The sequence below is a fragment of the Bifidobacterium pseudolongum subsp. globosum genome, from assembly GCF_004155535.1.
Classification (GTDB): domain Bacteria; phylum Actinomycetota; class Actinomycetes; order Actinomycetales; family Bifidobacteriaceae; genus Bifidobacterium; species Bifidobacterium pseudolongum_C.
Window position 1 is genome coordinate 1 of record NZ_RYUH01000009.1, and the last position, 26,710, is coordinate 26,710.

General features: G+C 62.4%; 21 protein-coding genes. 13 read left to right on the forward strand and 8 right to left on the reverse strand.

Annotated elements, in window-relative coordinates; genetic code table 11:
* Nucleotides 1–19: 19 nt before the first annotated feature.
* The 3 genes from PG2093B_RS02695 to PG2093B_RS02710 form a co-directional block, all read right to left on the reverse strand.
* Nucleotides 20–580 (reverse strand): IS1/IS1595 family N-terminal zinc-binding domain-containing protein, encoded by a 561-nt coding sequence (locus tag PG2093B_RS02695; RefSeq protein WP_129897085.1) that lies wholly within the window; start codon nucleotides 578–580, stop codon nucleotides 20–22.
* Nucleotides 581–790: 210 nt separating this feature from the next.
* Nucleotides 791–2,710, reverse strand: coding sequence for a tetracycline resistance ribosomal protection protein Tet(W) (gene tet(W), locus PG2093B_RS02700; RefSeq protein ID WP_129897087.1), 1,920 nt, complete (start codon nucleotides 2,708–2,710; stop codon nucleotides 791–793).
* 821 nt (nucleotides 2,711–3,531) lie between these two features.
* Entirely contained in the window at nucleotides 3,532–4,698 is a 1,167-nt protein-coding gene (locus PG2093B_RS02710; RefSeq protein WP_129867570.1) for an IS1249 family transposase, read from the reverse strand.
* Nucleotides 4,699–4,913: 215 nt separating this feature from the next.
* Here PG2093B_RS02710 and PG2093B_RS02715 point away from each other — a divergent pair, with 215 nt between their 5' ends.
* Nucleotides 4,914–5,711: a MerR family transcriptional regulator gene (locus PG2093B_RS02715; RefSeq protein ID WP_165369685.1), complete on the forward strand. Its 798-nt coding sequence runs from the start codon at nucleotides 4,914–4,916 to the stop codon at nucleotides 5,709–5,711.
* Nucleotides 5,712–5,717: 6 nt separating this feature from the next.
* On the opposite strand, the gene PG2093B_RS02720 is transcribed toward PG2093B_RS02715, so the two are convergent.
* Nucleotides 5,718–6,752 carry a glycosyltransferase gene (locus PG2093B_RS02720; protein WP_129897091.1) on the reverse strand — a complete coding sequence of 345 codons (1,035 nt, stop codon included), beginning with the start codon at nucleotides 6,750–6,752 and terminating at the stop codon, nucleotides 5,718–5,720.
* Between the two features lie 151 nt (nucleotides 6,753–6,903).
* On the opposite strand from PG2093B_RS02720, the gene PG2093B_RS02725 reads away from it, so the two are divergent.
* The 10 genes from PG2093B_RS02725 (at nucleotide 6,904) to PG2093B_RS02770 (ending at nucleotide 19,102) form a co-directional block, all read left to right on the forward strand.
* Nucleotides 6,904–8,433 (forward strand): AI-2E family transporter, encoded by a 1,530-nt coding sequence (locus tag PG2093B_RS02725; protein WP_129897092.1) that lies wholly within the window; start codon nucleotides 6,904–6,906, stop codon nucleotides 8,431–8,433.
* Nucleotides 8,433–9,716, forward strand: coding sequence for a glycosyltransferase family 2 protein (locus PG2093B_RS02730; RefSeq protein WP_129897094.1), 1,284 nt, complete (start codon nucleotides 8,433–8,435; stop codon nucleotides 9,714–9,716). Before PG2093B_RS02725 ends, PG2093B_RS02730 begins: the two co-directional genes overlap by 1 nt.
* Nucleotides 9,717–9,825: 109 nt before the next feature.
* Nucleotides 9,826–10,731, forward strand: a complete 906-nt coding sequence (locus PG2093B_RS02735; RefSeq protein ID WP_431520209.1) for an ABC transporter ATP-binding protein — start codon at nucleotides 9,826–9,828, stop codon at nucleotides 10,729–10,731.
* Entirely contained in the window at nucleotides 10,728–12,377 is a 1,650-nt protein-coding gene (locus PG2093B_RS02740) for an ABC transporter permease (protein ID WP_129897096.1), read from the forward strand. The genes PG2093B_RS02735 and PG2093B_RS02740 overlap by 4 nt, the downstream gene beginning before the upstream one ends.
* A gap of 60 nt (nucleotides 12,378–12,437) precedes the next feature.
* Nucleotides 12,438–13,892, forward strand: a complete 1,455-nt coding sequence (gene dacB, locus PG2093B_RS02745; RefSeq protein WP_242502796.1) for a D-alanyl-D-alanine carboxypeptidase/D-alanyl-D-alanine endopeptidase — start codon at nucleotides 12,438–12,440, stop codon at nucleotides 13,890–13,892.
* A gap of 7 nt (nucleotides 13,893–13,899) precedes the next feature.
* Nucleotides 13,900–15,018, forward strand: coding sequence for a tRNA lysidine(34) synthetase TilS (gene tilS, locus PG2093B_RS02750; RefSeq protein WP_101430086.1), 1,119 nt, complete (start codon nucleotides 13,900–13,902; stop codon nucleotides 15,016–15,018).
* Nucleotides 14,987–15,550, forward strand: coding sequence for a hypoxanthine phosphoribosyltransferase (gene hpt, locus PG2093B_RS02755; protein WP_022858494.1), 564 nt, complete (start codon nucleotides 14,987–14,989; stop codon nucleotides 15,548–15,550). The genes tilS and hpt overlap by 32 nt, the downstream gene beginning before the upstream one ends.
* Nucleotides 15,547–17,631, forward strand: a complete 2,085-nt coding sequence (gene ftsH / locus PG2093B_RS02760) for an ATP-dependent zinc metalloprotease FtsH (RefSeq protein ID WP_101398440.1) — start codon at nucleotides 15,547–15,549, stop codon at nucleotides 17,629–17,631. The genes hpt and ftsH overlap by 4 nt, the downstream gene beginning before the upstream one ends.
* A gap of 121 nt (nucleotides 17,632–17,752) precedes the next feature.
* A complete protein-coding gene (locus tag PG2093B_RS02765; protein WP_129897098.1) occupies nucleotides 17,753–18,586 on the forward strand; it encodes a diguanylate cyclase in 834 nt (277 codons plus the stop codon).
* Nucleotides 18,587–19,102, forward strand: coding sequence for a DUF3180 domain-containing protein (locus PG2093B_RS02770; protein ID WP_095507539.1), 516 nt, complete (start codon nucleotides 18,587–18,589; stop codon nucleotides 19,100–19,102).
* 31 nt (nucleotides 19,103–19,133) lie between these two features.
* On the opposite strand, the gene PG2093B_RS02775 is transcribed toward PG2093B_RS02770, so the two are convergent.
* Together PG2093B_RS02775 and ettA are read right to left on the reverse strand one after the other, a co-directional pair.
* Nucleotides 19,134–20,051 carry an acyl-CoA thioesterase gene (locus tag PG2093B_RS02775; RefSeq protein WP_129897100.1) on the reverse strand — a complete coding sequence of 306 codons (918 nt, stop codon included), beginning with the start codon at nucleotides 20,049–20,051 and terminating at the stop codon, nucleotides 19,134–19,136.
* Between the two features lie 182 nt (nucleotides 20,052–20,233).
* Nucleotides 20,234–21,910 (reverse strand): energy-dependent translational throttle protein EttA, encoded by a 1,677-nt coding sequence (gene ettA, locus PG2093B_RS02780; RefSeq protein WP_129897102.1) that lies wholly within the window; start codon nucleotides 21,908–21,910, stop codon nucleotides 20,234–20,236.
* 480 nt (nucleotides 21,911–22,390) lie between these two features.
* On the opposite strand from ettA, the gene PG2093B_RS02785 reads away from it, so the two are divergent.
* Entirely contained in the window at nucleotides 22,391–22,945 is a 555-nt protein-coding gene (locus tag PG2093B_RS02785) for a hypothetical protein (protein ID WP_129897104.1), read from the forward strand.
* Between the two features lie 67 nt (nucleotides 22,946–23,012).
* Here the strand turns inward: PG2093B_RS02785 and PG2093B_RS02790 are convergent, their stop codons facing one another.
* On the reverse strand, nucleotides 23,013–24,305 hold the full coding sequence (locus PG2093B_RS02790) for an O-acetylhomoserine aminocarboxypropyltransferase/cysteine synthase family protein (protein WP_129897105.1): 1,293 nt from the start codon (nucleotides 24,303–24,305) through the stop codon (nucleotides 23,013–23,015).
* A 115-nt stretch (nucleotides 24,306–24,420) separates the two neighbouring features.
* Nucleotides 24,421–25,704: a hypothetical protein gene (locus tag PG2093B_RS02795; protein ID WP_129897107.1), complete on the reverse strand. Its 1,284-nt coding sequence runs from the start codon at nucleotides 25,702–25,704 to the stop codon at nucleotides 24,421–24,423.
* Between the two features lie 458 nt (nucleotides 25,705–26,162).
* On the opposite strand from PG2093B_RS02795, the gene PG2093B_RS02800 reads away from it, so the two are divergent.
* Nucleotides 26,163–26,687 carry an NAD(P)H-dependent oxidoreductase gene (locus PG2093B_RS02800; protein ID WP_101398448.1) on the forward strand — a complete coding sequence of 175 codons (525 nt, stop codon included), beginning with the start codon at nucleotides 26,163–26,165 and terminating at the stop codon, nucleotides 26,685–26,687.
* The last annotated feature ends 23 nt before the right edge of the window (nucleotides 26,688–26,710 follow it).

Below are 26,710 nucleotides of genomic sequence, written 5' to 3' on the forward strand. Positions count from 1 at the left end.
CGACGCATGAGCGAAGCCCTCATGTTCGACCACACCAACAACCAATCAACCACGACCAGCATGCCCCAATGACCAAAACCGAAAAAACTACATGACCAAAACCAAAACACCGACTTGACAAAATACATACGAGCACGTCGGGCGGGGCCAACTGCGCGAACAGCGCCTTGTAGGCGGCCGTGCTCTCCCGGGCGCACCACTGCCAGGCGAGCACCTCGCCGTCCTCGCCGTCGACCGCCGTCAGCAGGCACCAGCCGTTCACGTAGGTGCCGTCGGCCATGACCACGCGGTGCACCACGCCATCAGGTTCGATGCGCGGCTCGAGCCGCCAGCACCAGTCCACGCGTTTGCGGAAGTTGCGCGCGCTCTCCGGGCGTTTGCGCTGCGGCGCGGCCTCGAGCAGCCAGTCCAGGAACTCCGCCAACTGGGTGCGGCGCCGTTTGGTGTTGTTCCTGGTGCCGGCGGTCAGCCTGCATTCATCGCACTGCCAACGCTGCCGGCCCATGCGGTCGTGTCCGTTCTTGCGCATCGGCGACTGGCAGACCGGGCATTTCTTCGCTTGCTTCGAACGTGTCCTCATGACACACATTGCACACGAAACCACGCAAGCAGATGGACACCGCCATCCGCAACAGGGCGACACGCTTACTGCCACAAAGGCAAACCGGAGTCTAAATCAATAACTTTAGTTCCTATATGCCCTTTTTTGCTTCCATTAAATCTTCCTTACTATATTCCATTGTTACCCTCCATAACTTCTGATTGTTGCCGTCTTGACGATTATGTATCTTTACATTACCTTCTGAAACATATGGCGCACCTTGTCCAGGCGGCTGTTTGGACGGCGGGGCTGGATGACCGGCTGACCGACAGCGGCCTGATATCCTTTCAGCTCTGTAAGGCATACGCTCCGCCCGTTGGTGTAAAAGGCCAGATCAGTACGGTATGCCTGTATACAGCGGGCGGGAATCTCGCCAGTAAAGACAACTTCATCCTTTTTTACCTGGACCGTTTCGATGGTGGCACAGTATTTCGGTGCATCATGATAAGCCCTGGAAAGATATTCCCGGGGCGCATAGAGGGTGAAGGAGAGATAAGGTTCCAGCAGCTGCGTCCCCGATTCCTTCAATGCCTGTTCCAATACAATCGGGGCCAATGAGCGGAAGTCCGCCGGCGTGCTGACCGGACTGTAATAAAGCCCGTATTCAAAGCAAATCTTACAGTCCGTTACGTTCCAGCCGAACAAGCCCTGCTCCAGCCCGTAACGGATACCATCCCTGACAGCGTTTTGAAAACTCTGGTTCAAGTATCCCAGCGAAACCCGGCTCTCGTATTGTACACCGGAGCCAAGCGGGAGTGGTGTAACAGACAGTCCGATGGATGCCCAAAACGGGTTGGGCGGCACCTCGATATGGATGGTGTGGCTGGCTGCTTTGAGCGGCCGCTCCATATAAATGACGGAGGGTTCCTTTACCACTGTTTCAAGCTTGTATTTTTCCGACAGCAAAGCGGAAACAACCTCCAACTGCACCCGGCCCAAAAAAGAAAGAATGATCTCATGGGTGATGGAATCCACCTCGCAACGCAAAAGCGGGTCAGTATCCGCAAGTTGCGTAAGAGCGTCCAGCAGCCGTTCTCTTTGCGCTGCCGTTTTCGGCGCAATCGACGTCCGCAGCATGGGGAGGGGGTCCTCACGCCACCTTTTACGAGGGAGCCGGGTTGGGTCCCCTAATACATCGTTTAACCTCACGCTGTCGCTGGGAAGGATAACAATTTCACCCGGATAAGCGGTGTCTGTCCGAACAATTTCCCCTTTGGATGGAATACGCATCTCTGTGATTTTCAGCTTTTCTCTCCCGGCCAGGGCCACCGTATCCCGCAGGCGCAGCGTTCCGCTGTATAACCGTAGATAGACACGCCGCTGGCCGCAATCGGTGTACTCAACCTTGAAAACGCTGCCGCATAGGGCGGCGCCCCCCTGTTCCCCAATCGGTTGGAACAGCCCTGTCACCGCATCCATCAACGGTTGAATGCCAAGGCCATTTTTGGCGCTGCCATAATAGACCGGGAACAGGGAGGCGTCTTGAACCCGCTGCTGTTCCTCCCGCGCAAGTTTTTCCCGGCTGATTGGTTCTCCTGCGATATACTTTTCCAATAATTCATCGTTATTTTCGATGACCGCATCCCATGCTTCTATGTCGGTATTTTCCTCCAGGACTATTTCCGGGGACAGCGACACCGTCTGCTTGATGATAATATCGGCGGAGAGCTTATCCCGAACAGACTGAACCACGCTCTGCAAATCAACGCCAGCCTGGTCGATCTTGTTGATAAAGATAACGGTGGGAATGTTCATTTTCCGCAGGGCATGGAACAGAATACGGGTCTGGGCCTGCACGCCATCTTTAGCGGAGATCACCAAGATGGCCCCATCTAAAACAGCCAAAGAGCGGTACACCTCCGCCAAAAAATCCATGTGGCCGGGCGTATCCACAATGTTAACTTTACATCTGTGCCACTGGAAGGAAGTGACTGCCGCTTGAATGGTAATCCCACGCTGCCGCTCCAAAAACATGGTGTCCGTCCTCGTTGTCCCTTTTTCGACGCTCCCCGGTTCTGAAATGGCTCCGCTGGCATATAGCAGGCTCTCCGTCAAGGTCGTCTTTCCAGCGTCTACATGGGCAAGAATTCCAATATTGATTATTTTCATGTGATTGTCCTCCCTTTACAGCCCCAAAGGGCATAAAAATCCCCAGCAGTAAAATACTTTTACCACTGGGGATTATAAGTTGCTGACATACACATATACAGCATACACCTGTTTGTGATTGCTGTTTTTGGGGATATGTCAAAATTGATAAGGCAAAAGTATTCTTAAATTGGGTACAAAAAACTAAGCCCCTACAAAAGGAGCTATCATAATCCTTTGTTCCCACTATTTGATTATAGTTTTATTTAAGAATACCTTGCCGCATATTTTTTACTCCTTTTCTGGATTAAATCATTGTATCACATCAGTTTTAGGAAAGCAAGTACCTAAAAGAAATTTTTCTTCCCCTTATATGTAACAATCATACCGGCTTCCTAGCGTTCAGAATGTTTTCTGCTGTCTGCTGTGGTGTTTGGTTGGAATTGTCCAACCAAAAGCCGATCCGTGGTGTTGTCTGCATTTTACTAAATACAAATTCAATGTATACAGAAAGATATAAGGAGTGGGAGGGATTCCGCCGTAGTTGGCATTGTAGGAAAATCCAAAAGTTTAGATTTTCCCACAATGCTTATCTTTTGGTCTTTGGTTCGGAATAGTGTAGTGCTGGCGGTCTATCTCTTGTTTTCGGTTGCTTGCTTCCTTACCGTACATGAGCATTCGCATATGGCGGGAAGCATGTCGTGGTTACGTTCGCGTAGCCGGTCGCGCACATGGGGCAACCGCGTTCCATGCGCAGCGCGGCCAGCTCGACGGCGCGTTCCGCTTTCTTGACGGCCTGCTGTTTTTCGGCATATAGGAACTAAAGTTATTGATTTAGACTCCTAGTCGGTGGTGTTTGGGTAGCGGGCGGCGGTGTGGAATTCGTTCCAGTCGATGCCAGTGCCGAGGATGGGTTGGCTCATGGGTTCGTCATCGTTGTTGTCGTGGTTGGTGCCGGTCTTGGCGTCCTGGCCGTGTTGTTTGAGGATGAGGGCGGGATCGGGTTTGGCGCTATGCATATAGCAGTGCCATTCGCAGGCGCGGCGCATGTGTGCCTCGGGCAGGCCGCGGTGGTTGACGAGCATGCGCTTGAGGGCGGCGTTGAGCCCTCCTTCGAGACGGTTGCCGTCGCGCGGCACGGAACCGGGGGCGGTCAGTGCGGGATCGAGGAAACAGAAAAGCGTGCCGTCCTTGAACAGGCGTTCGAGCCGTAGGTAGGCGCGGCGCAATGGCAAATGGGTCCACCACCATCCGCCCTTGCTTGTGGCTGCCCTGGGGTCGTCCGGGTTGTCCTTGGCGTACGTGCGTTCGGCGAGCATGTGCCTCCAGCGTTCGTGCCACGCGTTGAGTGCTTCGCCCCATCTGACGGCGGCTTCGGGATCGTGGATGCGGGTGAGCGCGTCGGCGAGTCTCTTGAGCTCCCGGCCGGCCTGCAGTCTGGGTCTGGAGGTCAGGTCGGCCCTGGTGTCGCGTTGCACGTGCACCAGACATCGTTGGACCCGCGTGTGCGGCCAGATTTGCGCGCGCGCCTTGAGAATGCCTTTCATGCCGTCGCATACGAGCACGTCGGGCGGGGCCAACTGCGCGAACAGCGCCTTGTAGGCGGCCGTGCTCTCCCGGGCGCACCACTGCCAGGCGAGCACCTCGCCGTCCTCGCCGTCGACCGCCGTCAGCAGGCACCAGCCGTTCACGTAGGTGCCGTCGGCCATGACCACGCGGTGCACCACGCCATCAGGTTCGATGCGCGGCTCGAGCCGCCAGCACCAGTCCACGCGTTTGCGGAAGTTGCGCGCGCTCTCCGGGCGTTTGCGCTGCGGCGCGGCCTCGAGCAGCCAGTCCAGGAACTCCGCCAACTGGGTGCGGCGCCGTTTGGTGTTGTTCCTGGTGCCGGCGGTCAGCCTGCATTCATCGCACTGCCAACGCTGCCGGCCCATGCGGTCGTGTCCGTTCTTGCGCATCGGCGACTGGCAGACCGGGCATTTCTTCGCTTGCTTCGAACGTGTCCTCATGACACACATTGCACACGAAACCACGCAAGCAGATGGACACCGCCATCCGCAACAGGGCGACACGCTTACTGCCACAAAGGCAAACCGGAGTCTAAATCAATAACTTTAGTTCCTATATGCCCATATTCGGGGCCATGTGGGCCGGCAGGGCAGTCGAATCGGCATCTCCGCCCGCACGTCAACCCGAATCAACACAGCATGGATGGAGCAACACCATGACCGAATCGACAACCGAATACACTTCCACCCAATACACCACCGGCGAATTGGCGAAACGGTGCGGTGTCTCGGTGCGCACCGTACAGTATTACGACAATCGCGGCGTGCTCGTGCCGAGCGAGGTGAGCAGCGGCGGCCGGCGCCTGTACGACGAACAGGACGTGCGCCGTCTTTCCGTGATCACGTTCCTGCGCGGACTGGGATTCTCAATCAGTCAGATCACCGAGCTGCTCGCCGACGACCAATCGGCGGCGTGCATCGATTCGCTGATTGTGGCGCAGCGCCTGCAGCTGAGCAAACAGATTGAACTGGACCAACGCCGCCTGCAGACGCTTGACGCCCTGCGCAGGATGCTTGGGCGGGTCGACGACGCCGACGGCCTGGACGTGCACGCGTTCTCCGACGCGGCGTATGTGACGCGCAGAACCCCCGGATTGCGCCGCATCCACGGTGTGATGCTCGCGCTGGGCGTGGTGTGCGACGTGGTGCAGATCGGCTTGCTCGTGGCGGCGTTGCGCTCCGGCAACTGGGTCCCGTTCTGCATTGGATTGGTGCTGGTCGTGGTCGTGTGCGCGGGCATCTCCGTGTACTACTCCAAGTCGGTGGCATACCTGTGCCCCAACTGCCATACGGTGTTCCGCCCGAAGTTCGCGAAGGCGTTCAGGGCCGCGCACACCACCTATTCACGCAAGCTCACCTGCCCGCATTGCGGGTACAACGGCTGGTGTCTGGAAGTGCCCGCCTCGTACACCGGCACGGATGTGGAGACAGGTGAGCCGATGGTGATCGTGTGACTGAGGTCAGCGCGCGCCGCCCTTGGCGGCGGTGCCTTCCGCGTTGGCGACCTTGGTGGCGTCTTCGTCGGTCTCATCGGTCGGAATGTCCTCGTTGACCTCGCTGATGCCGTCGATGTCGGTGGGGACTTCGTTGATGAATTCCTCGATGCCTGGCAGATCCTCCAGATTGTCGCCTTCTCGGCGGGCGAGATTCACCTGCTCGCGGAACCACATGCGCACGGCCGGATTGATGTCCTTCGCCTTCAGGTATTGCTGGTAGACAGGGAACAGCGCGTGCAGCCACGGGTACATCAAATACAGCGTGCGCTCGGACTTGTGGCTGCGCCAATGCTGCGGGTGGGCCTCGAAGGTGTTCTTGAACCGCTTCATGTAGTTGCGGAACGACTTGAACGAGGTATCCATGCGGCGCGCCGAGATGCCGCAGATCATGCGCTCCGAATACACCGTCTTGAGCCCGCGGCCAAGCAGGTGCAACGAGACGTCGATGTCCTCGTGCATCACATCCTCTTTGTCGAGGCACACCTCGTTCGCGATGAGTTTCCACGCGGAGGCGCGCAACGCCATGTTGGAGCCGAACAGCAGCACTTCGCCGCCGTCCGCGCGGTAGGTGTGGCGGCGCACGGAATCATCGCCGCGTAATGCCATGCGGCGCGCGGGCATATCGTAATACGTCACGGGGCCGGTGGCGCCCATCGCCTCGGGATCCTCGGTGAAGATGCCCGCCACCACTTCGACCCAATCGGGTTTGAGCATGCAGTCCGCGTCCACACGGCCCAGCACGTCACCGGTCGCATGGTTCAGCCCGTAGTTGCGTGTGGGGATCAGTCCCTGCTCCTCGTCCTGATGGAGCAGGCGAATCGGCGCCTCGGGGTGCTCCTGCATGTACTGCTGCACAATCGCCACGGTGTTGTCGGTGGATCGGTTGTCTACCACGATGACCTCGTGCGGCATGACCGTCTGTCTGAGCGCGTTGTCGAGACAGTCGGTGATGCGGTCCTGTTCATTCCACGTGGGGATGATAATCGATACATTCAACATACGCTCTAGAATATGTGTGCGCCCGTACACGGCATCATATATATAGTCTTGCGGCGCGCTTGTTCACTGTGCGCGTGCAATACGGCCCGCAGGCCGCCCAAATGGCTCAATGCCGGCTTTTCCAGTGACGGTTTGTGGTTAAATAAGGGGCATGAACGAGCAGAGCGCGAGCAATCAGAGGAAACTGGACGTCAATTCGCTGTTCCCGTCGAAGGGCGATCCGCGCAGGCCACCCGAATGGTATGGGCGGGCGCTGTTCTATGCCGTGATCGCCGTGTATCTGGGGTGGTTCGCCTTCACATCGTGGAGCAAGATCACCTACATCGTGTTCGACATCATCATCGCGCTCTTCCTCGCGCTTGCGGTCGAACCGCTCGTCATACGCCTGATCAAGCATGGATGGAAGCGCGCGGTGGCATCGGTCACCTGCCTCGTGGGACTCCTCGTCATCGTGGTTGTGTTGCTCGGCCTGTTCGGCAATATGTTCGTGCAACAGCTGATTTCGATGGTCAAGGGGTTGCCCGACCTCTACAATCAGTTCGCCGCGCTCGTCGCCGAGAAAACACAGTTCAAACTGCCTGAGATGACCGATCTGGGCGGCGAAATCATGAAGAACGTGAAGGGTTCGTGGGTCACTGATTTCGCCGGTCAGGCCGTGAGCACCACCATGGGCGTGCTGGGACAGATCCTCAACTTCACCACGGCGATCATGGTCGCGTTCTACATCTCGATCGCCGGCCCCAAGCTGCGCCGCAGCCTGTGCCAGTGGATCGCGCCGCGCTCACAGCGGCGGTTCCTGATGGTGTGGACCGTGGTTCAGGGCCAGATTTCCGGCTTCCTGTTCTCCCGCTCGATCCTCGCCGCGATCAACGCCGCGTGCACGTCGGTGTTCCTCATGATCATCAAAGTGCCGTATTGGCTGCCGCTTGCGCTGTTCTGCGGCGTTGTCTCCCAGTTCGTGCCCACGCTCGGCACCTATATCGGTGGTGCGCTGCCCGTCATGTTCGCGTGGGGCGAGCGCGGCTTGGGCTACGGCATTGGCGTCGTCGTGTTCATCACCGTCTACCAGCAGATCGAGAACCTGCTGCTTTCCCCGAAGATCTCCGAACGCACCATGGATCTCAACCCGTGCATCGCGTTCCTCACCGTGCTGCTCTTCGGCTCGTTGTTCGGCGCGTTGGGCGCGTTCCTGGCATTGCCGATCACCGCGAGCATCCAGGTGCTGCTCAAGGTCTCGATGAAGCGTTACCCGCTTGTGGACATGCCGTTGATGAACGACCCGCAGTCCAAGAAGAAGTCGAAGATGGTCGAGGCGGCGGATGCGATCAATGAGCATGTGATCAAGCCGGTGAGCGACCGCATCCCGCGCCAGGCCAAGGGGTCGAGCGGGCATGTGACCTTCGACGACCAGATCAAGGAACTGCAGCATCAGGTCTACGATTACCCCGACGACACCACACAGCCTGTGAGCGAGGATTCGCCGACTGTGGCGATTCCGAAGAACGTGTTCGACGCGCAGCACGCACCGCACGGCAGTGGTCTGGACGCACTGCGCGCGCAGTCCGCAGACGCAGCGGGCGCCGCCCATGACGAAGACGGGCACCCCGGCGCGTCGGGTGAGGATTCCGCCGGTGCAGGCAAAGACAGTGCGACGGACAACCCAAGGAGCCGCTGGCGCTGATGCTGTTACTGACGATTCTTGACATCCTGCTCATCGTCGTGGGCGGCGTGGGCATGCTCTATCAGGCCCTGTGCATCCTCATCTCACTGTTCGCCAAACCGGTCGTCTTCCCGGCGGCCCCGATGGACAAACGCTACGCCGTGCTGATCTCGGCGCGCAACGAGGAGGCGGTGATCGGCAATCTGATCCGCGACATTCAGCTGCAGTCCTACCCGACCCACCTCATCGACATCTGGGTCGTGGCGGACAACTGTACCGACTCCACCGCGCAAGTAGTGCGCGACTTGGGCGGCAACGTGGTCGAGCGGTTCGACACGACGCAGATCGGCAAAGGCTACGCGCTCACCTACCTGCTCAACACGATGATCGAATCACGCGCGGCCGACGCCTACGACGCGTTCTTTGTGTTCGACGCCGACAACCGGCTCGACGAGCATTACTTCGAAGAGATGAACAAGGGCTTCCAGTCCGGCTTCCGCATCCTCACAAGCTACCGCAATTCGGTGAACCTTTCCGAAAACTGGGTGTCGTCGGGTTCCGCGCTGTGGTTCATCCGCGAATCGCGCTTCCTGAGCGCCTCGCGCATGTGGCTCGGCAACAGTTGCCATGTGGGCGGCACGGGGTTCATGTTCTCGCAGAGTGTGATGCGCCGCAACAAGGGCTGGAAGTTCCACCTGCTCACCGAAGACCTCGAGTTCACGATGGATTCGCTGCTGCACGGCGACCGCATTGGGTATGTGGGCACGGCGATCCTCTACGACGAGCAGCCGGTCACGTTCGCGCAGAGCTGGCGGCAGCGCCTGCGCTGGAGCAAGGGGTTCCTGCAGGTGTTCCGCTACTATGGCCCCGCCTTGGTGCGCCGCGCGATCAAGGAACGCGATTTCGCGGCCATCGACTTCACGTTGCTGCTGTGCCCGTTCACGTTGCTGACGATGATCCGCATCGCGCTGGGCGCCATCTACGCCGCGTTCGGATTCGTGACGTGGCAGAGCCAGCTCGGTTCGCTGTTCAACTGGGTCAATGGCATTGTCTATTCGATCATCTTCATGATGGCGCTGGCGGCGCTCACGATCGTGGTGGAACGCAAGCAGATCGGCGCCACCAACAAGGAGCTGTTCGCCTATGTGCTGAGCTTCCCGATCTACATGCTCAGCTATGTGCCGATTTCGTTCCAGGCGGTGTTCGCCAAGGCGGAATGGAAGCCGATCGAGCACAAGGGTGGTTCTGCGGAGCCGGCGGTGGAATCGTCGGCGGAGCACGCGGTGGAATCCGCTGCGCAGTAAACCGCCCGTGCGTCGTTCCATCTCGTGAACCCAAACTGGTGTGCCCGTGGGTGCTTTGCTAAGGTGCCATATGACCTTGAAGCCGGACGAACCGGAAGAAACGGACAGTATGAGCACTCCAACCCCTACCGCAGCACCCACTCCAGCACCCATGGCGCCGGTCCAGGCGCCGATGCCCCCGGCCATGCAGCCCAACCCCGCCATGGCCGTTTCAATCCGGGGCCTGTTCAAACGCTTCGGCAACAAAGTGGCCGTGAACGGCCTGTCGCTTGACATCCCCACCGGCTCGTTCTACGGCCTGGTTGGCCCCAACGGTGCCGGCAAGACCACCACGATCAACATGCTCACCGGTCTGCTTGTACCGGACGGCGGTGTGGCGATGATCCTGGGGCACAACGTATGGCAGGACGTGAACGCCGCCAAACGCCTGATCGGCCTCATGCCGCAGCCCGAACAGATCTTCCCCACACTCACCGGCATGCAGCTGGTGGTCTACGCAGGAATGCTGCGTGGCATGCCGCGTGCCGAGGCCGCGGCCCGCGCGAAGGACCTGATCGCCGCGTTCGACCTGACGGCCGCCGCGAACATCATGGTGCGCGACTATTCCGCCGGCATGACCAAGAAGATCTGCTTGGCCACGGCGATGATCCACAGCCCGCGCATCCTTGTGCTCGACGAGCCTTTCGAATCGGTCGACCCGGTGTCGAGCGCGAACATCAAAGACATCCTCGTCGATTACGTGCACACCGGCGGCACCGTGGTCATCTCCTCGCATGTGATGGCGCTCGTGGAACGCATGTGCACCCATGTGGCCGTGGTCAACCAAGGCCAGGTTGTGGCCGCCGGCACGGTGGCGCAGGTCGCCGCCGGCGAGGACCTCGAAGAGCGCTTCCTGCAGCTTGTGGGCGGCCGCCATGGCGCCGCGCACATCGCATGGCTCGACGGCGGCGCGGACGCTCAGGCCGCGTCCCAGCCGGGCGTGCCGCAGACGCCGGCGGGGGAGGTGCGGCGATGAGCACACCGGCAACGCAACCGGCCACCGCCTCCGCCACGCCGTGGACGCTCGTGCGTCTGCGCTGGGCCCTCACGAACGCCGCGCTCAAGACATCACCGTGGCAGATTGTGGCCTATGTGCTGGCCTATCTGCTCGCGGCCGGCACCGTGGTGGGCACAGGCGTACTCGCCTTCGCCATGGGTCACGGCATGGCGCACGACGTGTGGCCGTACCTGCCGGTGATCATGCCGCTCGCGGGCACCGCCGGCATCCTGTTCGTGGCGCTGCTGCAGGCCATGTTCATCGGCGAGAACTCCACGATGAGCATGGACAAGTTCGCCCCCTACGGCATTCCGGACCGCACGCTGCAACTTGGCCTGCTGCTCGCAGGGCTCACCGGCATCCCGGCCATCACCGCGCTCGTGAGCTTCATGCTGTGGGCGATGGTGTACCGCGGGTTCGGTGCCGCGGCTGTGGCCAGCCAGCTGGTGGCCGCCCCGCTGATCGTGCTCACCGCGATGTGCGTCTCGAAGGCGCTGTTGGCGCTTGCGGACATCATCACGGATTCGCAGACCGGCAAGAACATCTTCTACATCGTGGTCATCATGCTGTTCGTGGTGTTGGCGCAGATGCCGAACATCCTCATGATCAACGAGGTCTCGGTCGATACGCATGCGCTCGCTCCCGCGGCCCGCGTATTCGGGTGGCTGCCGTTGGGTGCGCCGTTCATGCTGCCGTTCGACGCCGCCAATGGCCAATGGCTCTCCTGGGTGCTGCATGCGCTGTGCGCGTTGGCGCTGTGCGCCGTGTGCTTCCTCGTGTCGCAGTGGTGCCTGCACTGGCAGCGCACGCATAGCAGCGATGCCGTGCGTTCCAAGGCCGCCAAAGGCCTGGGCCTGTTCTCCCATATGCCCGACAGCCCCTCCGGCGCCGTCTCCGCGCGCTTGGGCAGCCTGTTGCGCCGCGACGCCCGGCAATCGATGATGTTCATCATGCCGCTGTTCTTTGTGGTGATCTTCGCGCTCGAAAACAAAGACATCGGAACATGGTTCGTGTGGATGGGGGTGCTCATGGGCGGCATGTTCATGTCGCTCACCGAATCGAACGGCCTCGCGTACGACGGCCAGGGGTTCGTCATGGAGGTCATCGCCGGCACGCGCGCGATCGACGACCGCACGGGGCGTGTGCGCATCTACCTGATCATCGACACGGTGTACATCGCGCTGCTTTCCGTGATCACCTTCATCATCACGGGCGACTGGTCGAGCCCAAGCGGACTGGCGACCGCCTTTACGTTCATCGCCGCCAGTTGGGGCTGGGCCGTGGCGTCGCTCGGCGTGGCCGAGATGTTCAACTGCTCGGTCCTCTACCCGGTGCCGTCAATGGCCAAGCCGTTCACGAACCCGCAGGGGCGCGGCGCCGCGCAGGCGTTCCTGCCGTTCCTGTACATGCTCGCGTCGCTCGCGAGCATCCTGCCCACGGCCGTCGCCGCGATCGTCATCTTCGCGACCGGCAATGGCGCGGCCTACCCGTGGATCATCCCCGTGGCGCTCGCCAATGGCGTAGTCTTCCTGTGCCTTGGTACATGGCTGGGCGCTAAGCTGTTGCGTACCCGCATGCTCAAAGTGGTCCAGACGCTGGACTCCTTTGCGGCATTGCAGCAATAAGCAGGCCTTGGGGCGCACGCCCGGGCCTGGCAGACGGATGTGTGGAAGGAAGGGCGCGCGGTGGAGCAGTTGACGGACGACGAGCGGCGCCAGTGGAAGCGCGCACGCGCACGCCGAGCCCTCACCGTGGCGCTCGCCGCGCTCGTCTCGCTCGCCCTGGCCGCCGGTGCCGTGGCCGGCGACCTGACCGATGTGATACCGGGCCCGCTCACCTTGCGGGAAGTCGCACAATCCGAAGTTCGCACAAGCGCCACCGTGCTCGAAGGCGGCACGATCACCCCGGCCGCCGACCTGACGCGCACTGTGGACGCCAAACGCGCCGCCGCGCTCGTCGACGCGCTGCGGCGCGCGCCCGGCGTGGGCAAGGACATCTCCGCCGCCGTGATCGACACGAACGGCACCGTGGTGGCCGCACATGGCGAATCGATGCCTCGCGAGCCCGCGTCTACACTCAAAACGCTGACCGCGCTCGCCGCCGCCTCCGTGCTCGACATGGGCGCCACGTTCACCACGCAGACGTTGTTCGTGCAACAGGCCAACGGCGCCGACACGGTGATCCTCAAAGGCGACGGCGACATGCTGCTCGGCGCCGGCGAAAGCGACCCACACCACGTCAACGGCCGCGCCGGGCTGGCCACACTCGCCAACGAGACGGCCCGCGCGCTCGAACAGCGTGGCATCTCGTCGATCACGCTCGCCTACGACGACACGCTGTTCGGCACCGACCGCACGCCGCCGGACATCGCGCAGAACAACCCCGGCAACCTCTATTACACGCCCGTCTCGTCGATGGCGATCGACGGTGGCCGCCTGCGCGCCACAACCGTGGACCCCGACCGGTTCGCGGACTACCCCGAACTGTCGCAGACGACCGCGCAAGACGTGGCGGCGCGCTTCGCCGCGTTGCTCGCCGAGCACGGCATCATCGTCACGAACACGACGCCGAAGGCCATGCAGGCGCCGGCCGACCGCACCGCGCTCGCCGCCGTGCACTCCGCGCCGCTGAGCGCGGTCATGGGCTTCATGCTGCAGCACTCCGACAACACGCTCGCCGAGGAATTCGGCCGTCTGCTCGCGTTGCGCACACACGCGCAGAACTCGCCGCAGGGCGCGGTCGATGCGGTCACCGCCGAACTGCGCGAGCTCGGCGTGCCGACCGAGGGCCTGCACATGGCCGATTGCTCGGGGCTTTCACCCGGTTCGCGCGTCACCGTGACGACGCTTGTGGATGTGCAGCAGCGCAACTTCACCGCCGGCGGGGCGGTGGCCGCCGCCGAGGGCCTCTCCGTGCCCGGGCTTGTCGGCACCGCCGTCGGGCGTCTCGCCAAAGACGACGCCGCCGGCCTGATGCGCGTCAAAACAGGCTCGCTCGGCGAAGTCACCTCCATGGCCGGCAACATCTCGCGCATCGACGGCGGTGCGCTCGCGTTCGCCGTCATCGTCAACAACCCCACCGACATCGGCAAGGCGCGCGAGGCGATCGACACGTTCATCGCCGGGCTCGCCGCATTGTGAGGCGCCGATGGCGTATTCCGCAGCGATGAAACAGGCGATCGGCGCCGTGCGCGAACAGCTCGCGGGCACCGGGTTCGGCTTGGCGGACAGCCGGTTCGCTCACCACGGCGTGCACAGCGTGGACCCGCACGCCCCGCTTGTGCTCGTGGCGTGCTCCGGCGGCCGCGATTCGCTTGCGCTCGCCGCCGTGGCGCATACCGTGGCTTCGGCATGGGGCATGCGGTGCGGCGCGGTCATCGTCGATCACGGCATGCAACCCGGTTCTGCGGTTGTGGCACAGCGCGCGGCCGCACAATGCGACCAGCTGGGCCTCGCGCCGGTGCTCGTGCGCACAGTGCATGTGCGCGTCGGCGGTGAGGGGGCGGAAGCGGCGGCACGTGACGCGCGCTATGAGGCGCTCGCCACAGCCGCCCGCGAGCTCGACGCGGCGGCCGTACTGCTCGCACACACGCGCGACGACCAAGCCGAAGGCGTGCTGATCGGACTGATCCGCACCGGTGGCGTCGACGCCGTCGCCGGCATGCCGGCACGGCAGACCGTGCATGGTGTGCGGTTCGTGCGCCCGTTGCTCGCGGTCTCGCGCGCACAGACGACCGCGATCTGCATGGATTTGGGCCTCGAGTGGTGGGACGACCCGACGAACGGCGATGCGTTCGCGCCCGACGAGCCACTGCCGGCAGACTATCCGCTTCGCTCGCGTGTGCGGCACACACTGCTGCCGTTCCTCAACAAATTCGCTGGGCGCGATATGGCGGAGCGCCTCGCGCAAGGCGCGCGCGTCGCCCGTCGTGACGTGGAGTGGCTCGACGAGTGCACAAGCCGTGTATTCGACGAATGCGTGCGGCTCGAGCGGCGGGGCGTCTCATGCGAGGCACGCATTGACGCCACGCGCCTCGCCACACAACCGCAGGCCTTGCGCTTTCGGGTGATCGCGCGCGTGCTCGCGATCTGCGCGCCCGGCAGCGGCACCGCGCATGTGGATGCGGTTGAGGCGCTCATCTCGCAATGGCACGGCCAAGGGCCGGTGCAGCTTCCCAGTAAACATTCAGCAAACCGCAAGAAACACGTCATTCGGGTGTGCGAAGATGTAACGCATGCGAATCGTCGACATTCAAGACAAGATTGACCATGAGCTGCTGAGCCATGATCAGATTATGGAGAAGATCAGCGAGGCGGCACAGCAGGCAAGTGAGGATTATGCGGGCCGGGTGCCCCTGCTCGTCTGCGTGCTCAAAGGTGCGGTGAACACCCTCACCGCATTCTCGCAGGCCATGTCCATCCCGCTCGAGATGGACTTCATGAGCTTGTCGAGCTACGGTTCCGGAACCTCCACGAGCGGCAAGGTCACCGTGCGGCAGGACCTGTCGACCGACGTGCGTGGCCGCGATGTGCTCATCGTCGAAGACATCGTCGATTCAGGTGTCACGTTGTCGTGGCTCGTCAACGAATTGAAGCGCCGCGGTGCGGCCTCTGTGGAGATTTTCGCGCTGCTGGAGAAACCCGCTCGCCATCAGGTGCAATTGGATGTGAAGTATAAGGGATTTGTGATTCCCGACGAGTTTGTAGTGGGATTCGGACTCGATTTTGACGAGGAATACCGGAACTTGGATTCCATCGCAGTCCTCAAACCCGAAGTGTATGAAGGAGAGCTTGCATGAGCGTTCCGCAAGGACCACAAAGCCCGCGCGGCAATGGGGGCAACCCATTCAGTCCGCGCGGCAACGGGAACAACCCCGACCAGAACAACCGGCGCAACCAGAACGCCGGCCCCGGCGGCCCCAAGGGCGTGATGCGCTCGCCGTGGCTGTGGGGCATCATCATCGTGCTGATGGTCGTGCTGCTGTTCCAGATGCTCAGCGGCAGGGGCCCACAGACGATCGACACCAAAGACGGCATGGACATCCTGACGAGTCAGGCTTCCGACGTGAAGTTCGCCAACATCGTCGACAACACGCGCCAGGTGCAGCTTGAGCTGAACAGCGACTACAAGAAGACCGACCCCGAGACCGGCAAGGAACGCAACTACGGCAAGGACGTGCAGTTCTACTACACGTACGCCCAAAGCGCGCAGGTGGTCAAGGCCGTGGAGAAGGCGAACCCGAAGAACGGGTGGACCGCCTCGATGAAAGAGACGAGCATGTGGACCTACATGCTCACCTCGATCCTGCCGTTCATCATCATCCTCGCGCTCTTCTGGTTCCTCATGAGCCGCATGGGCAGCGGCAGCGGCATGCTGGGCATGGGCGGCAAGAAGAACGCCGGCAAGCTGTCCGACGGCCAGATCCCCAAGACGAAGTTCTCCGACGTGGCCGGTGAGGAAGCCGCCGTGCAGGAGGTCGAGGAGATCAAGGACTTCCTGCAGGATCCGTCGAAGTACAAGGCGCTCGGCGCGCGCATCCCGCGCGGCGTGCTGCTCTATGGCCCTCCCGGCACCGGCAAGACGCTGCTCGCGCGCGCCATCGCCGGCGAGGCGGGCGTGCCGTTCTACTCGATGGCCGGCTCCGACTTCGTCGAGATGTTCGTCGGCCTCGGTGCCTCGCGTGTGCGTGACCTGTTCGACGAGGCGAAGAAGAACGCGCCGGCGATCATCTTCATCGACGAAATCGACGCCGTGGGCCGCAAGCGCGGCTCCGGCATGGGCGGCGGCCACGACGAACGCGAGCAGACGCTCAACCAGCTGCTCGTGGAGATGGACGGCTTCAACAACGACACGAACCTGATCATCATCGCCGCCACAAACCGCCCCGACGTGCTCGACCCCGCGCTGCTGCGCCCGGGCCGTTTCGACCGCCAGGTGGCTGTGGAAGCGCCTGATCTGGAAGGCCGTGAGGAGATTCTCAAGGTGCATGCCAAGGGCAAGCCGTTCGTGCCCGACATCGACCTGCACGCCATCGCCGTGCGCACGCCGGGCTTCACGGGCGCCGATCTGGCGAATGTGCTCAACGAAGCGGCGTTGCTGTGCGCCCGCGTTGGCGCCCAGCTCATCGACAACCGCGCGATCGACGAGGCGATCGACCGCGTGATGTCCGGCCCGCGCCGCCGTTCGAAGGGCATGGCGCTCGACGAGCTGCGCAACACCGCGTACCACGAAGGCGGCCATGCGCTTGTGGCCGCGGCGCTCAACAACACCGACCCGGTGACGAAGGTCACGATCCTGCCGCGCGGCCGCGCACTCGGCTACACGGCGGTCATGCCCACCGAGGACCGCTATTCGCAGTCCCGCAACGAGCTGCTCGACCAGATGGCCTACGCTATGGGCGGCCGCACCGCCGAGGAGATCGTGTTCCACGACCCGTCCACCGGCGCTTCGAACGACATCGAGAAGGCCACCAAGATTGCGCGCCGCATGGTCGGCGAGTTCGGATTCACCGACCAGCTGGGTGCGATCAAGTGGATCGACAGCGACGACGAGCAGGGCCTCGACGGCCTGCGCCCGCGCGAATACTCCGATGCCACGGCCCAGATGATCGACGAGCAGGTGATGAGCTTCGTGGAGACTGCGCACACCGAGGCGTGGCAGATCATCATGGACAACCGCGAGATCCTCGACGAGCTGGTGCGCCAGCTGCTCGTGAAGCAGACGCTCAACGAAAAGGAGCTCAAGGAGATCTTCGCGAACATCAAGAAGGCCCCGCAGCGCGAGGTCTGGCTGAGCAATCCGAACCGCCCCGATTCGGACAAGCCGCCGGTGCCGATCCCCGAGTCGCTCAAGCGGTCGGCGGGTCTGCCGCAGCAGTAGTGGGCACGCAGAGCCGCAACCGTATCGCAACGGGCCCGGCCGCATCACGCGGCCGGGCCCGTTGCAATACGGTGCGGGATCGGGGTGGTCCCAGACATACAGGTGTACACAGGGAGTGAGTATGGAGACGAATTCGGTGGCATTGCGCGGCGTGCGCGTAGAGCATGCACGCGTGGCGCAGATGCCGGGGGAACGGGCGGTGCATGTGGACGTGTGCTGCGCGCAGCCGCAGCGTAGTGCCCCAATCGATGAGCTGCTCGGCGCCGTTGTGGCGTACGTGCAGCAGGAGTCGGGTGAACCCGCCGCGCGCATCGCACACGCCGTGGCGGTGCGCATGGCGCAGCTTACCGAAAGTGCGGATGTGCAGGTGACGCTGCGTGTGGCGGGGGAAGGTGAAACGCCCGCATATGCCGGCGCGGAGTGGAACGTGCACGTGACCGACGCCGACGTGCAGCCGACCGACGACGCCACGCTCCCGGTGCGCACGGCGTGCCATGCGGCCGTCATCTCGCTCGAGAGCCGCGTGCCGAACGCCGCCGACGTGTTCCGCACAATGATCGTGGCGCTCGACGGCATACCGGGCAACCAGGTCGAAGGCATCTCGCCGCTCTACGCTGTGACCAACGCCGACGGGAGCGCCGGCCGTAGCGCCGTCGTCGCGTTGCAGACCACGATGAGCGCGGCCCAGCTTGAACGCGCGCTCACCGCGCTGCACGCCGCGCACGAGGGCGCCGTCACATGCCACGTCGTGCAGATGAGCGGCATCGGCGACGAGGAGCGCGCGGCGCTCGACACGGGCGACGCACAGCACCGCGCCGCCGTGCTCGCCCCGTGGATGGACATGGACCCGCAGGCCACGCTGCAAGGCGATCCGCTCGCGTTCCTGCTGGCTTCGGCGCCCGATGCCCCATTCGTCGGTATGGAGTCCGACCATTGGATTATCGGAGGCGAATAAATGAACGCACAACGTACACGCTGGTGGGAATACGCACTGGCGATCATTCTGGGCCTGCTCGCCGGCATCGGCATCGCCGTCATCGAATCGCACATGACCGTCTCACTGACCGGGGCGCCGTGGCCCGTGCCGGTCATCATGGTCATCATCGCGTTCATCGTGCTGTATTGCGCGTGGCAAGTGCACCGTTACGCCACGACCGAACCGCGCAAACGCGTGGGCATGAAGCGCATCGACCCGCAGCGGGCCGTCTATACGCTCGTCTTCGCGAAGACATTGGCGATCGCCGGCGCGCTGCTGCTCGGCTGGTATGGCGGTGAGATCATCATGACGCTCGGGCACCTCGACGCCACCTACTACCGTTCAATCGCCATCCAATGCGCGTTCGCGGCGGCGGCGAGCCTGTTCGACATGATCATCGGCATTGTGAGCGAAGGCCTGTGCCAGTTGCCGCCCACCGAAGGGCCGGAACACCCCAAGATGAAGGAACGGCGCCAACAGCAGGGAATCGCATAGCCGGCGCCGCGGGTACCGCGGTCAGGTCCGCTCAGTCCTGGTTGGGGGCAGGCTGCGGCACGCGCACCATCGCCTCCTGCACAATCGCGGCCACAAGCGTGCCGTCCTGCCGGTAGACCTTGGCGGTCGAAAGCCCGCGGCCATGACCCGCGGTCGGCGTGTCCTGCACATACAGATGCCATTGCGTCACATCCACGTCGCGGTACCACCACATGGAGTGGTCGATCGAGGCGAACGAGATGCCCGGCGTCATCACCGTCAACCCCGTGCGGCGCAGGATCGGTTCGAGCATGATCTGGTCACAGCCGAGCGCGAGCATGGCGCGGTGCATCGTCTGCGAGACGTCGCAGGAGCCGTCGGCGCGCATCCACACAAGCTGTTTGCCACTGTCCTCCTCGTGGCTGAGCTTGTCCGGACCGAGCAGGATCGGCTGCGAGATATAGCGGATGTCGAACGGTGAGTTGTATGCGTAGTACTTGGCGAAGCTTGATTTGTCCGCGAACGGCTCCATGAGTTCCTTGGAGCTCTTGAGTGATTCGGGATCGGGCACATCCGTGGGCATGGGGTCGGCATACTCCACGCCTTCCTGCCCCTTGGTCTGGAAACTCGCGATGGCGGTGAGGATCGACCCCTGCGATTGCGTCACATTCACGCGGCGCGAGGAGAACGAATGGCCGTCGCGCAGCGTCTCCACGTCGAACAGCAGGTCCTGATGGATGTCTCCCGGCGCGATGAAATACCCGTGGATCGAATGAGGCTCACGGTCGGGGGTCACCGTCTTCGACGCGGCGATGAGGGATTGCGCGATCACCTGCCCGCCGTAGACACGGCCGGTGGGGAAGTACATGCTTTCGCCGTTGATGTAGGTGTGGTCGCGGTATACGGAAGGCGAACCAAGGCTCAGCACGCTGATCAGGCGCTGCAGCGGGGTTCCGTTCTCGGTTGTCATGGCGGGCAGGTCCTTTCGAATCCAAAACAGCTGTGGTTGGGTTATGCTGTTGGCAGTCTATCGGGTCGGCGTTAAGAACAATGCGCGGAATGTTACGCTCGGCTGAAACACGGCACAACGCGATGTGGCGCACCACTGTGCAGTGGTGCGCCACATCAAGCCGTCGGTGTGTCCGCGCGCGGTCAGCGCGTGAGCTTGCGGTGCAGGCGGTGCGGACGGGCCGCGTCCTCGCCCAGACGCGCGATCTTGTTCTCCTGGTACGACTGGAAGTTGCCTTCGAACCAGTACCAGCGCGCCGGGTTCTCGTCGTCGCCCTCCCACGCGAGGATGTGTGTGGCGATGCGGTCGAGGAACCAACGGTCGTGCGAGATCACCACGGCGCAGCCGGGGAACTCGATCAGTGCGTTCTCGAGCGATTCGAGCGTCTCCACGTCCAGATCGTTCGTCGGCTCGTCGAGCAGCAGCAGGTTGCCACCCTGCTTCAGGGTCAACGCCAGGTTGAGGCGGTTGCGCTCGCCACCGGAAAGCACACCCGTGAGCTTCTGCTGGTCGGAGCCCTTGAACCCGAAACTCGCCACATAGGCGCGCGTCGGCACCTCCACGCCGCCGACCTCGATGAAGTCATTGCCGTCGGAGACCGCCTCCCACAGGTTCTTGTTGGGGTCAAGGCCGGCGCGGTTCTGGTCCACGTAGCTGATCTTGACCGTCTCGCCGATCTTGAGGTCGCCGCTCGTGAGCGGTTCGAGGCCCACGATCGTCTTGAACAGCGTGGACTTGCCCACGCCGTTGGGGCCGATCACGCCCACGATGCCGTTGCGCGGCAGCGTGAAGCTCAGGTCGTCGATGAGCACGCGGTCGCCGAAGGCCTTGTGGATATGTTCGGCCTCGAGCACCGTGGAGCCCAGGCGCGGTCCCGGCGGGATCTGGATCTCGGAGAAGTCGAGCTTCTTGGAGTTGCGTGCCTCCTGCTCCATCTGGTCGTAGCGTTCCAGACGGGCCTTGTTCTTGGCTTGGCGGGCCTTCGGTGACGAGCGCACCCAGTCGAGTTCGTTCTTGAGGCGCTTGGCGAGTTTGGCGTCCTTGGCGCCCTGGATCTCCATACGCTTCGCCTTCGTCTCCAAGTATGTGGTGTAGTTGCCCTTGTACGGGTAGAGCTGGCCGCGATCCACCTCGCAGATCCACTCCGCCACATTGTCCATGAAGTAACGGTCGTGGGTCACGGCGATCACGGCGCCGGGGTACTGGTGCAGGAACTTCTCGAGCCACAGGATCGATTCGGCGTCCAAGTGGTTGGTGGGCTCGTCGAGCAGCAGCAGATCGGGGGCCTCAAGCAGCAGCTTGCACAACGCCACGCGGCGGCGTTCGCCACCGGAGCACACGGAGACCGGGGTGTCGGGGTCGGGGCACTGCAGTGCGTCCATCGCCTGTTCGAGCTGCGAGTCGAGGTCCCAGCCGTTGGCTGCGTCGATCTCGGTCTGCAGCTTGCCCATCTCTTCCATGAGCGAGTCGAAGTCGGCGTCCGGGTTCGCCATCTCCTCGCCGATCTCGTTGAAGCGCGCGACCTTCTGCGCGACGTCGCCGAACGCCATCTTGATGTTCTCGCCCACGGTCTTGTCGTCGTCGAGCGGCGGCTCCTGCTGCAGGATGCCCACGGAGAAGCCCGGGGTCAGCGTCGCCTCGCCGTTGCTGACGGTGTCGAGGCCCGCCATGATTTTGAGCAGTGTGGACTTGCCCATGCCGTTGGGGCCGACCACACCGATTTTCGCGCCCGGCAGGAAGCTCAGCGTGACGTTGTCGAGAATCACGCGGTCTCCGTAAGCCTTACGGGCGTTGATCATCTGATAGATAAACTCAGCCAAAGTTGGTTCCGTTCTCTGTTGGATTGCTTCCTACATGGAAGCGGGCATACATACATCGCCCATTATTCCAAAAGAGGTCTACAGCGTCCACCATCGCACTCAAAGACGTATCCCGGACATAAGCGCAGTCTGACGTCGAGTCGAATCAGCGCGCCGCTGTGGCCCGATGGCGTTGTTTATGCCAATGTCTCAGCGGTAACATGGATATGCTTCAGATTCGGAATACTTACGATGATTATCGGAGCACGGAAGGTGTGGGATTGGCTCGTGTATTTCTTGCTCGGTTAGGCGCAATAGGCATGGTTGTTTGTCTTGCCTGCGGACTGCTTGCTGAGTGTGCTCCAGTGGGATGGATTCGGACAACGGCGTGGAAGGACAGCGCATTGCATCGTCCATGTCGGACCATGTGCAGTTGTTACTGGACCTGAATCAGAAGAACCTTGACGGACAGATAGGCGGTACGCCCATGGTGAGCATCAGGTGGCCATCCTGAAACGAGCACTGGCGGCCGGGGGAAGGGTTAGCCGGGCCGACTACGAGCAGGCATGGGTGAGCTACCGTCAATGCATCGTCAACAAAGGGTATGCTGCGCCGCCGATTATGAAGGTCGGTGAGTTCTACCAAGCACAATGGTCAATGGTATCTGTTGAAGGGCAGGAGGCGCGGGAGGAAAAACTGCGTGAGGATGACATGGCATGCGGCATAGCGGAGATGCTGAACGTGAACGAGGTATATCAACGCCAGAATTCGAACCCGAACCTATATCGGAATCCATCGGAGGGTGTGGTGGATTGCCTGCACCGCAACAATCTGGTGAAGACCTCGTACACTGCGAAGGAATACGATGAGGAGAACCGCAGATTCGACAAATACTGGAATGATCGCCGTATGGGACGTGCTCCTACTATCGCCGAGACGCACGGGCGTTTCAGTTTTGATTACAGCGATGTTGAAGCGGCCACGTGTCTGGCGAACAATCATGAGGCCATGGATGTTCAGGAATACAAACCGCCGGAATGGAAGCCATTCGGATAGGGGGGCGGAGATGGATGGCTCTCGCGATGGGGACCATCACAGAGACCATCCATCATCCGGATAGGAGCTAGTTGTTGGAGGGGAGCACGGCATCGAGCGCCTGTTTGACGTCCGCGATGATGTCCGCAGCGTTTTCGATGCCGCAGCTCAGACGCACCAGGTCGATGCCGACGCCCGCCTCTTCGAGCTGCTGTTCGGTCAGCTGGCGGTGCGTCGTGCCCGCCGGGTACAGCACACAGCTGCGCGCGTCGGCCACGTGCGTGGCGATCGAGATCATCTTGAGGTGGTCGAGGAACGCCGAGACCGTCTCACGGCCGCCGGGCACGCCGAACGCGATCACACCGCACGTGCCGTTGGGCATGTACTTCTCGGCGAGCGCATGGTAGCGGTCATCCGGCAGGCCAGGGAAGCTGACCCACGAGATGCGCGGATCGGCCTCGAGGAACTCGGCCACGGCCAGTGCGTTCGCGCAGTGGCGCTCCATGCGCACGCCCAGGGATTCAAGGTGCATGCCCATGATCCACGAGTTGATCGGCGCCGGGGTGGAGCCGAAGTCGCGCATGAGCTGCGCGGTGGCCTTGGTGATGAACGCGGCCTTGCCGAAGTCCTTGGCGTACACCACGCCGTGGTACGAATCGTCGGGGGTCGTCAGTCCCGGGAATTTCTCGGCGTGCGCCAGCCAATCGAAATTGCCGGAGTCCACAATCGCGCCGCCGACGCATGAGCCGTGGCCGTCCATGTATTTGGTCGTCGCGTGCGTCACGATGTCCACGCCGAATTCGATCGGGCGACAGTTGATCGGCGTGGGGAACGTGTTGTCGACGATGAGCGGCACGCCGTGGCGGTGCGCAGCCTCGGCGAACTTCTCGAAGTCGAGCACGATGAGCGCGGGATTGGCGATCGACTCGCCGAACACGGCCTTCGTGTTCGACTGGAACGCCGCTTCGAGTTCCTCTTCGGAACAGTCTGGGCTCACGAAGGTGCAGGTGATGCCCATTTTGCGCATCGTCACGTTGATGAGGTTGAACGTGCCGCCGTAGATGGCGCTCGAGGCGACGATGTGGTCGCCTTCGTTGCAGATGTTGAACAGCGCGAAGAAGTTGGCCGCCTGGCCGGACGAGGTGAGCATGGCCGCGACGCCGCCTTCCATCTCGCAGATCTTGGCGGCCACGGTGTCGTTCGTGGGGTTCTGCAGGCGCGTGTAGAAGTAACCGCTTTCGGAAAGGTCGAAGAGTCGGCTCATCTGCTCGCTCGAGGTGTATTTGAACGTCGTCGCCTGGATGATCGGCGGCGTGCGCGATTCGCCGTTGCCCGGCTGGTAGCCGCCCTGCACGCAGATGGTGTCAACATGTTCGCTCATGGATTCGTCTCCTCAACGGTCGGCCGCCCATGCGCGGGCGGCGTGGATGCCTGTGTGTGGTATTACACCACACACAGGCATGCCGCCGGCGTGCATGTCCGCATAGTGCGGCGGGTCAGTCCGCCGAGATGCTGCAGTGGCCGTCGTGCACGAGCTGCGCGGCGGTGTCGGAGGCGTCGGTCATCGTATACCATGGCGCGTTTTGCGCGCCCGAGTTCAGCACGTCGCGTTCCGCGCCGAAGTACAGGGTGGCGTAGCTGTTGGTGAGCGCCTCGTGATCCACGCGTAGTGCAGGGGCCGTGGTGCCGCAGATGCGGTAGATCATCGCGTGCGCCAGCTCGTGTTTCACGGCGTTCGGGTAGTACGATCCCGTCACGTCGTACGTCCAGTTGCGGGAGTTCTGGTTGATGTAGATGAGGTTCGGGGTGGCGGAGCAGAACGCGCCCAATGTGGTCTCGTCGGCAAGGCGCGTGGAGCCGGAGCAGTGGTCGTAGACCGACTTGAAGTCGTAGGTCGGGCTCAGCCCCACCGAGGCGATGAGCTGTTCGCCGGCGGCGAGGTAAGTGCCATCGGATCCCATCGCAATCGGTATGGCCTTGATCTTCTGCTCCCAGTCCGCGGTGAGCGTGGGGATGTCCGGCTGGGAAGACTTGAGGTCGAAGGCCCCCGTGTACAGGTCGCGCACATTGCCCTCGGAATCCCGCAGCGTGGCGTGGATGCCAAGGTCTTCGCCGTGCAGGAACTTCTGTTCCAATTCGTTGAGTGCGGTGGTCTGTGCGTTGTAATAGATGTCGATCTCGTTGGGGTCGGTCGTGGTGCGCTCGCCGGAGGCTTCGAGCTCCTGTTCGGCAGTGAGGAGGTATTTGAGCCATGCGCCGTAATACTCCACGCCCCGGTCGCTCAGTTCGGGCAGCAGCTTGATCGCGTCGTCGGGGGATTTGCTGTTGTATTCGCTGGATTTGCCCTCGAGCAGCTGCTTGTATTGCGTATAGCTGTCGGCTTCGGAGAACCGGTAGACCTTCTGGTCCTTCACCGTGCCGTCGTCGTTGAGGTAGTCCTCCGGCTCGTAGCCGCGTGCGCGCAGGTCCTCGAGCGCGCTCTGGGCGTAGTCGTCCGTGTCCATCGTCTGGTGCGCCGCGCGCCCGGCCGAGGAGACGACCGTGCCGATGCCGAAGAAGACAAGGAGCAGCAGCACCATAACGCCGGCGATGACGCCGATCACCACGGCGCCGGTGTGCTTGCGCGCCACGGTCGGCGCACCGGCGGCGCGGGGATCCATGGTGCTGGGCCCCATGGGGTAGCCCGGCCTGCTGTTCGCTCCCCATGTGGGGTACGGCGTGGTCTGGTATGGGGTGCCGGAGGTGAACGGATTGTGTGCGCTGGGATGCGCGCCTGGCATCGTGCCGGTGGCTGGCGCGGGGTAGACCGGCGTGTGGGGAGAGTGTGGTGAACTTTGTGGTGGGGCCCCGTACGGCGTTGTGGCGGGTGTTTGCGCGGCGGGTGTCTGCGCAGTGGGGCCTGTGGGGAAGGAGATCGGCGTCGGGCCGGGATGCGGCTGCTGCATCGGTTGGGGTGCCTGTGGTCGTGCATGCTGCTGGTACTGGTGTGGTGAGTTGGTGTTTGGCCCGCTCATCAATCCCCCTTGCTTGTGGTCGGCCGTTCGGCCATGGGCGTGCTCGGCGATGTGCGCCACATCGTAACAAAACCGGACTGCGGGGTTGTGCGCTTGTTCACGTTTTCCACCGCTTTCAGCGATGCGCGTAGCGCCGCCGGACGCGGCGCGGAGGACGGGCGGTAGTGTGAACAGTAGCGGTGCAGGCCATCCACGCCTCGCACCAGTCTGAACAGGAGTGATTCATGAAGACATCGGTGATGGTGTTCCATCCGAACATCGCGCGCTCGCGCATCAACGCGGCGCTCATGGAGCGCGCGCAGAACGAACCGGAGCTCGACCTGGTGGTGCGTGACATGTATGCGCTGTACCCGGATTTCCATATCAATGTGGAAGAGGAGCAACGTGTGGCCGATGGCGCGGACCGCCTGGTGTTCCAGTTCCCGTTCTACTGGTACAGCGCGCCCGCGCTGATGAAGCAGTGGGAGGATGAGGTGCTCAGCTCCGGTTGGGCATATGGGCCGGACGCGCGCATCGCCGGCAAGCGCATGATGCTCGCGGTCAGTACCGGCGGTCTGCAAGACACCTATTCGGTCGAGGGCAAGCACCACGCCGCCATGAGCGAACTGCTGCTGCCGTACCGCATCATGGCGCAGTATCTGGGTCTGGAGTTCGAGGAACCGTTCATTGTGCACGGCGCCTATGCGCCCGACCTCGACGACGGCGCGCTCGCCGCCGTATCACGGGAGTATGTTGCCCGTCTGCGCTGATTGATGCGTTTCCCCGGTATTGT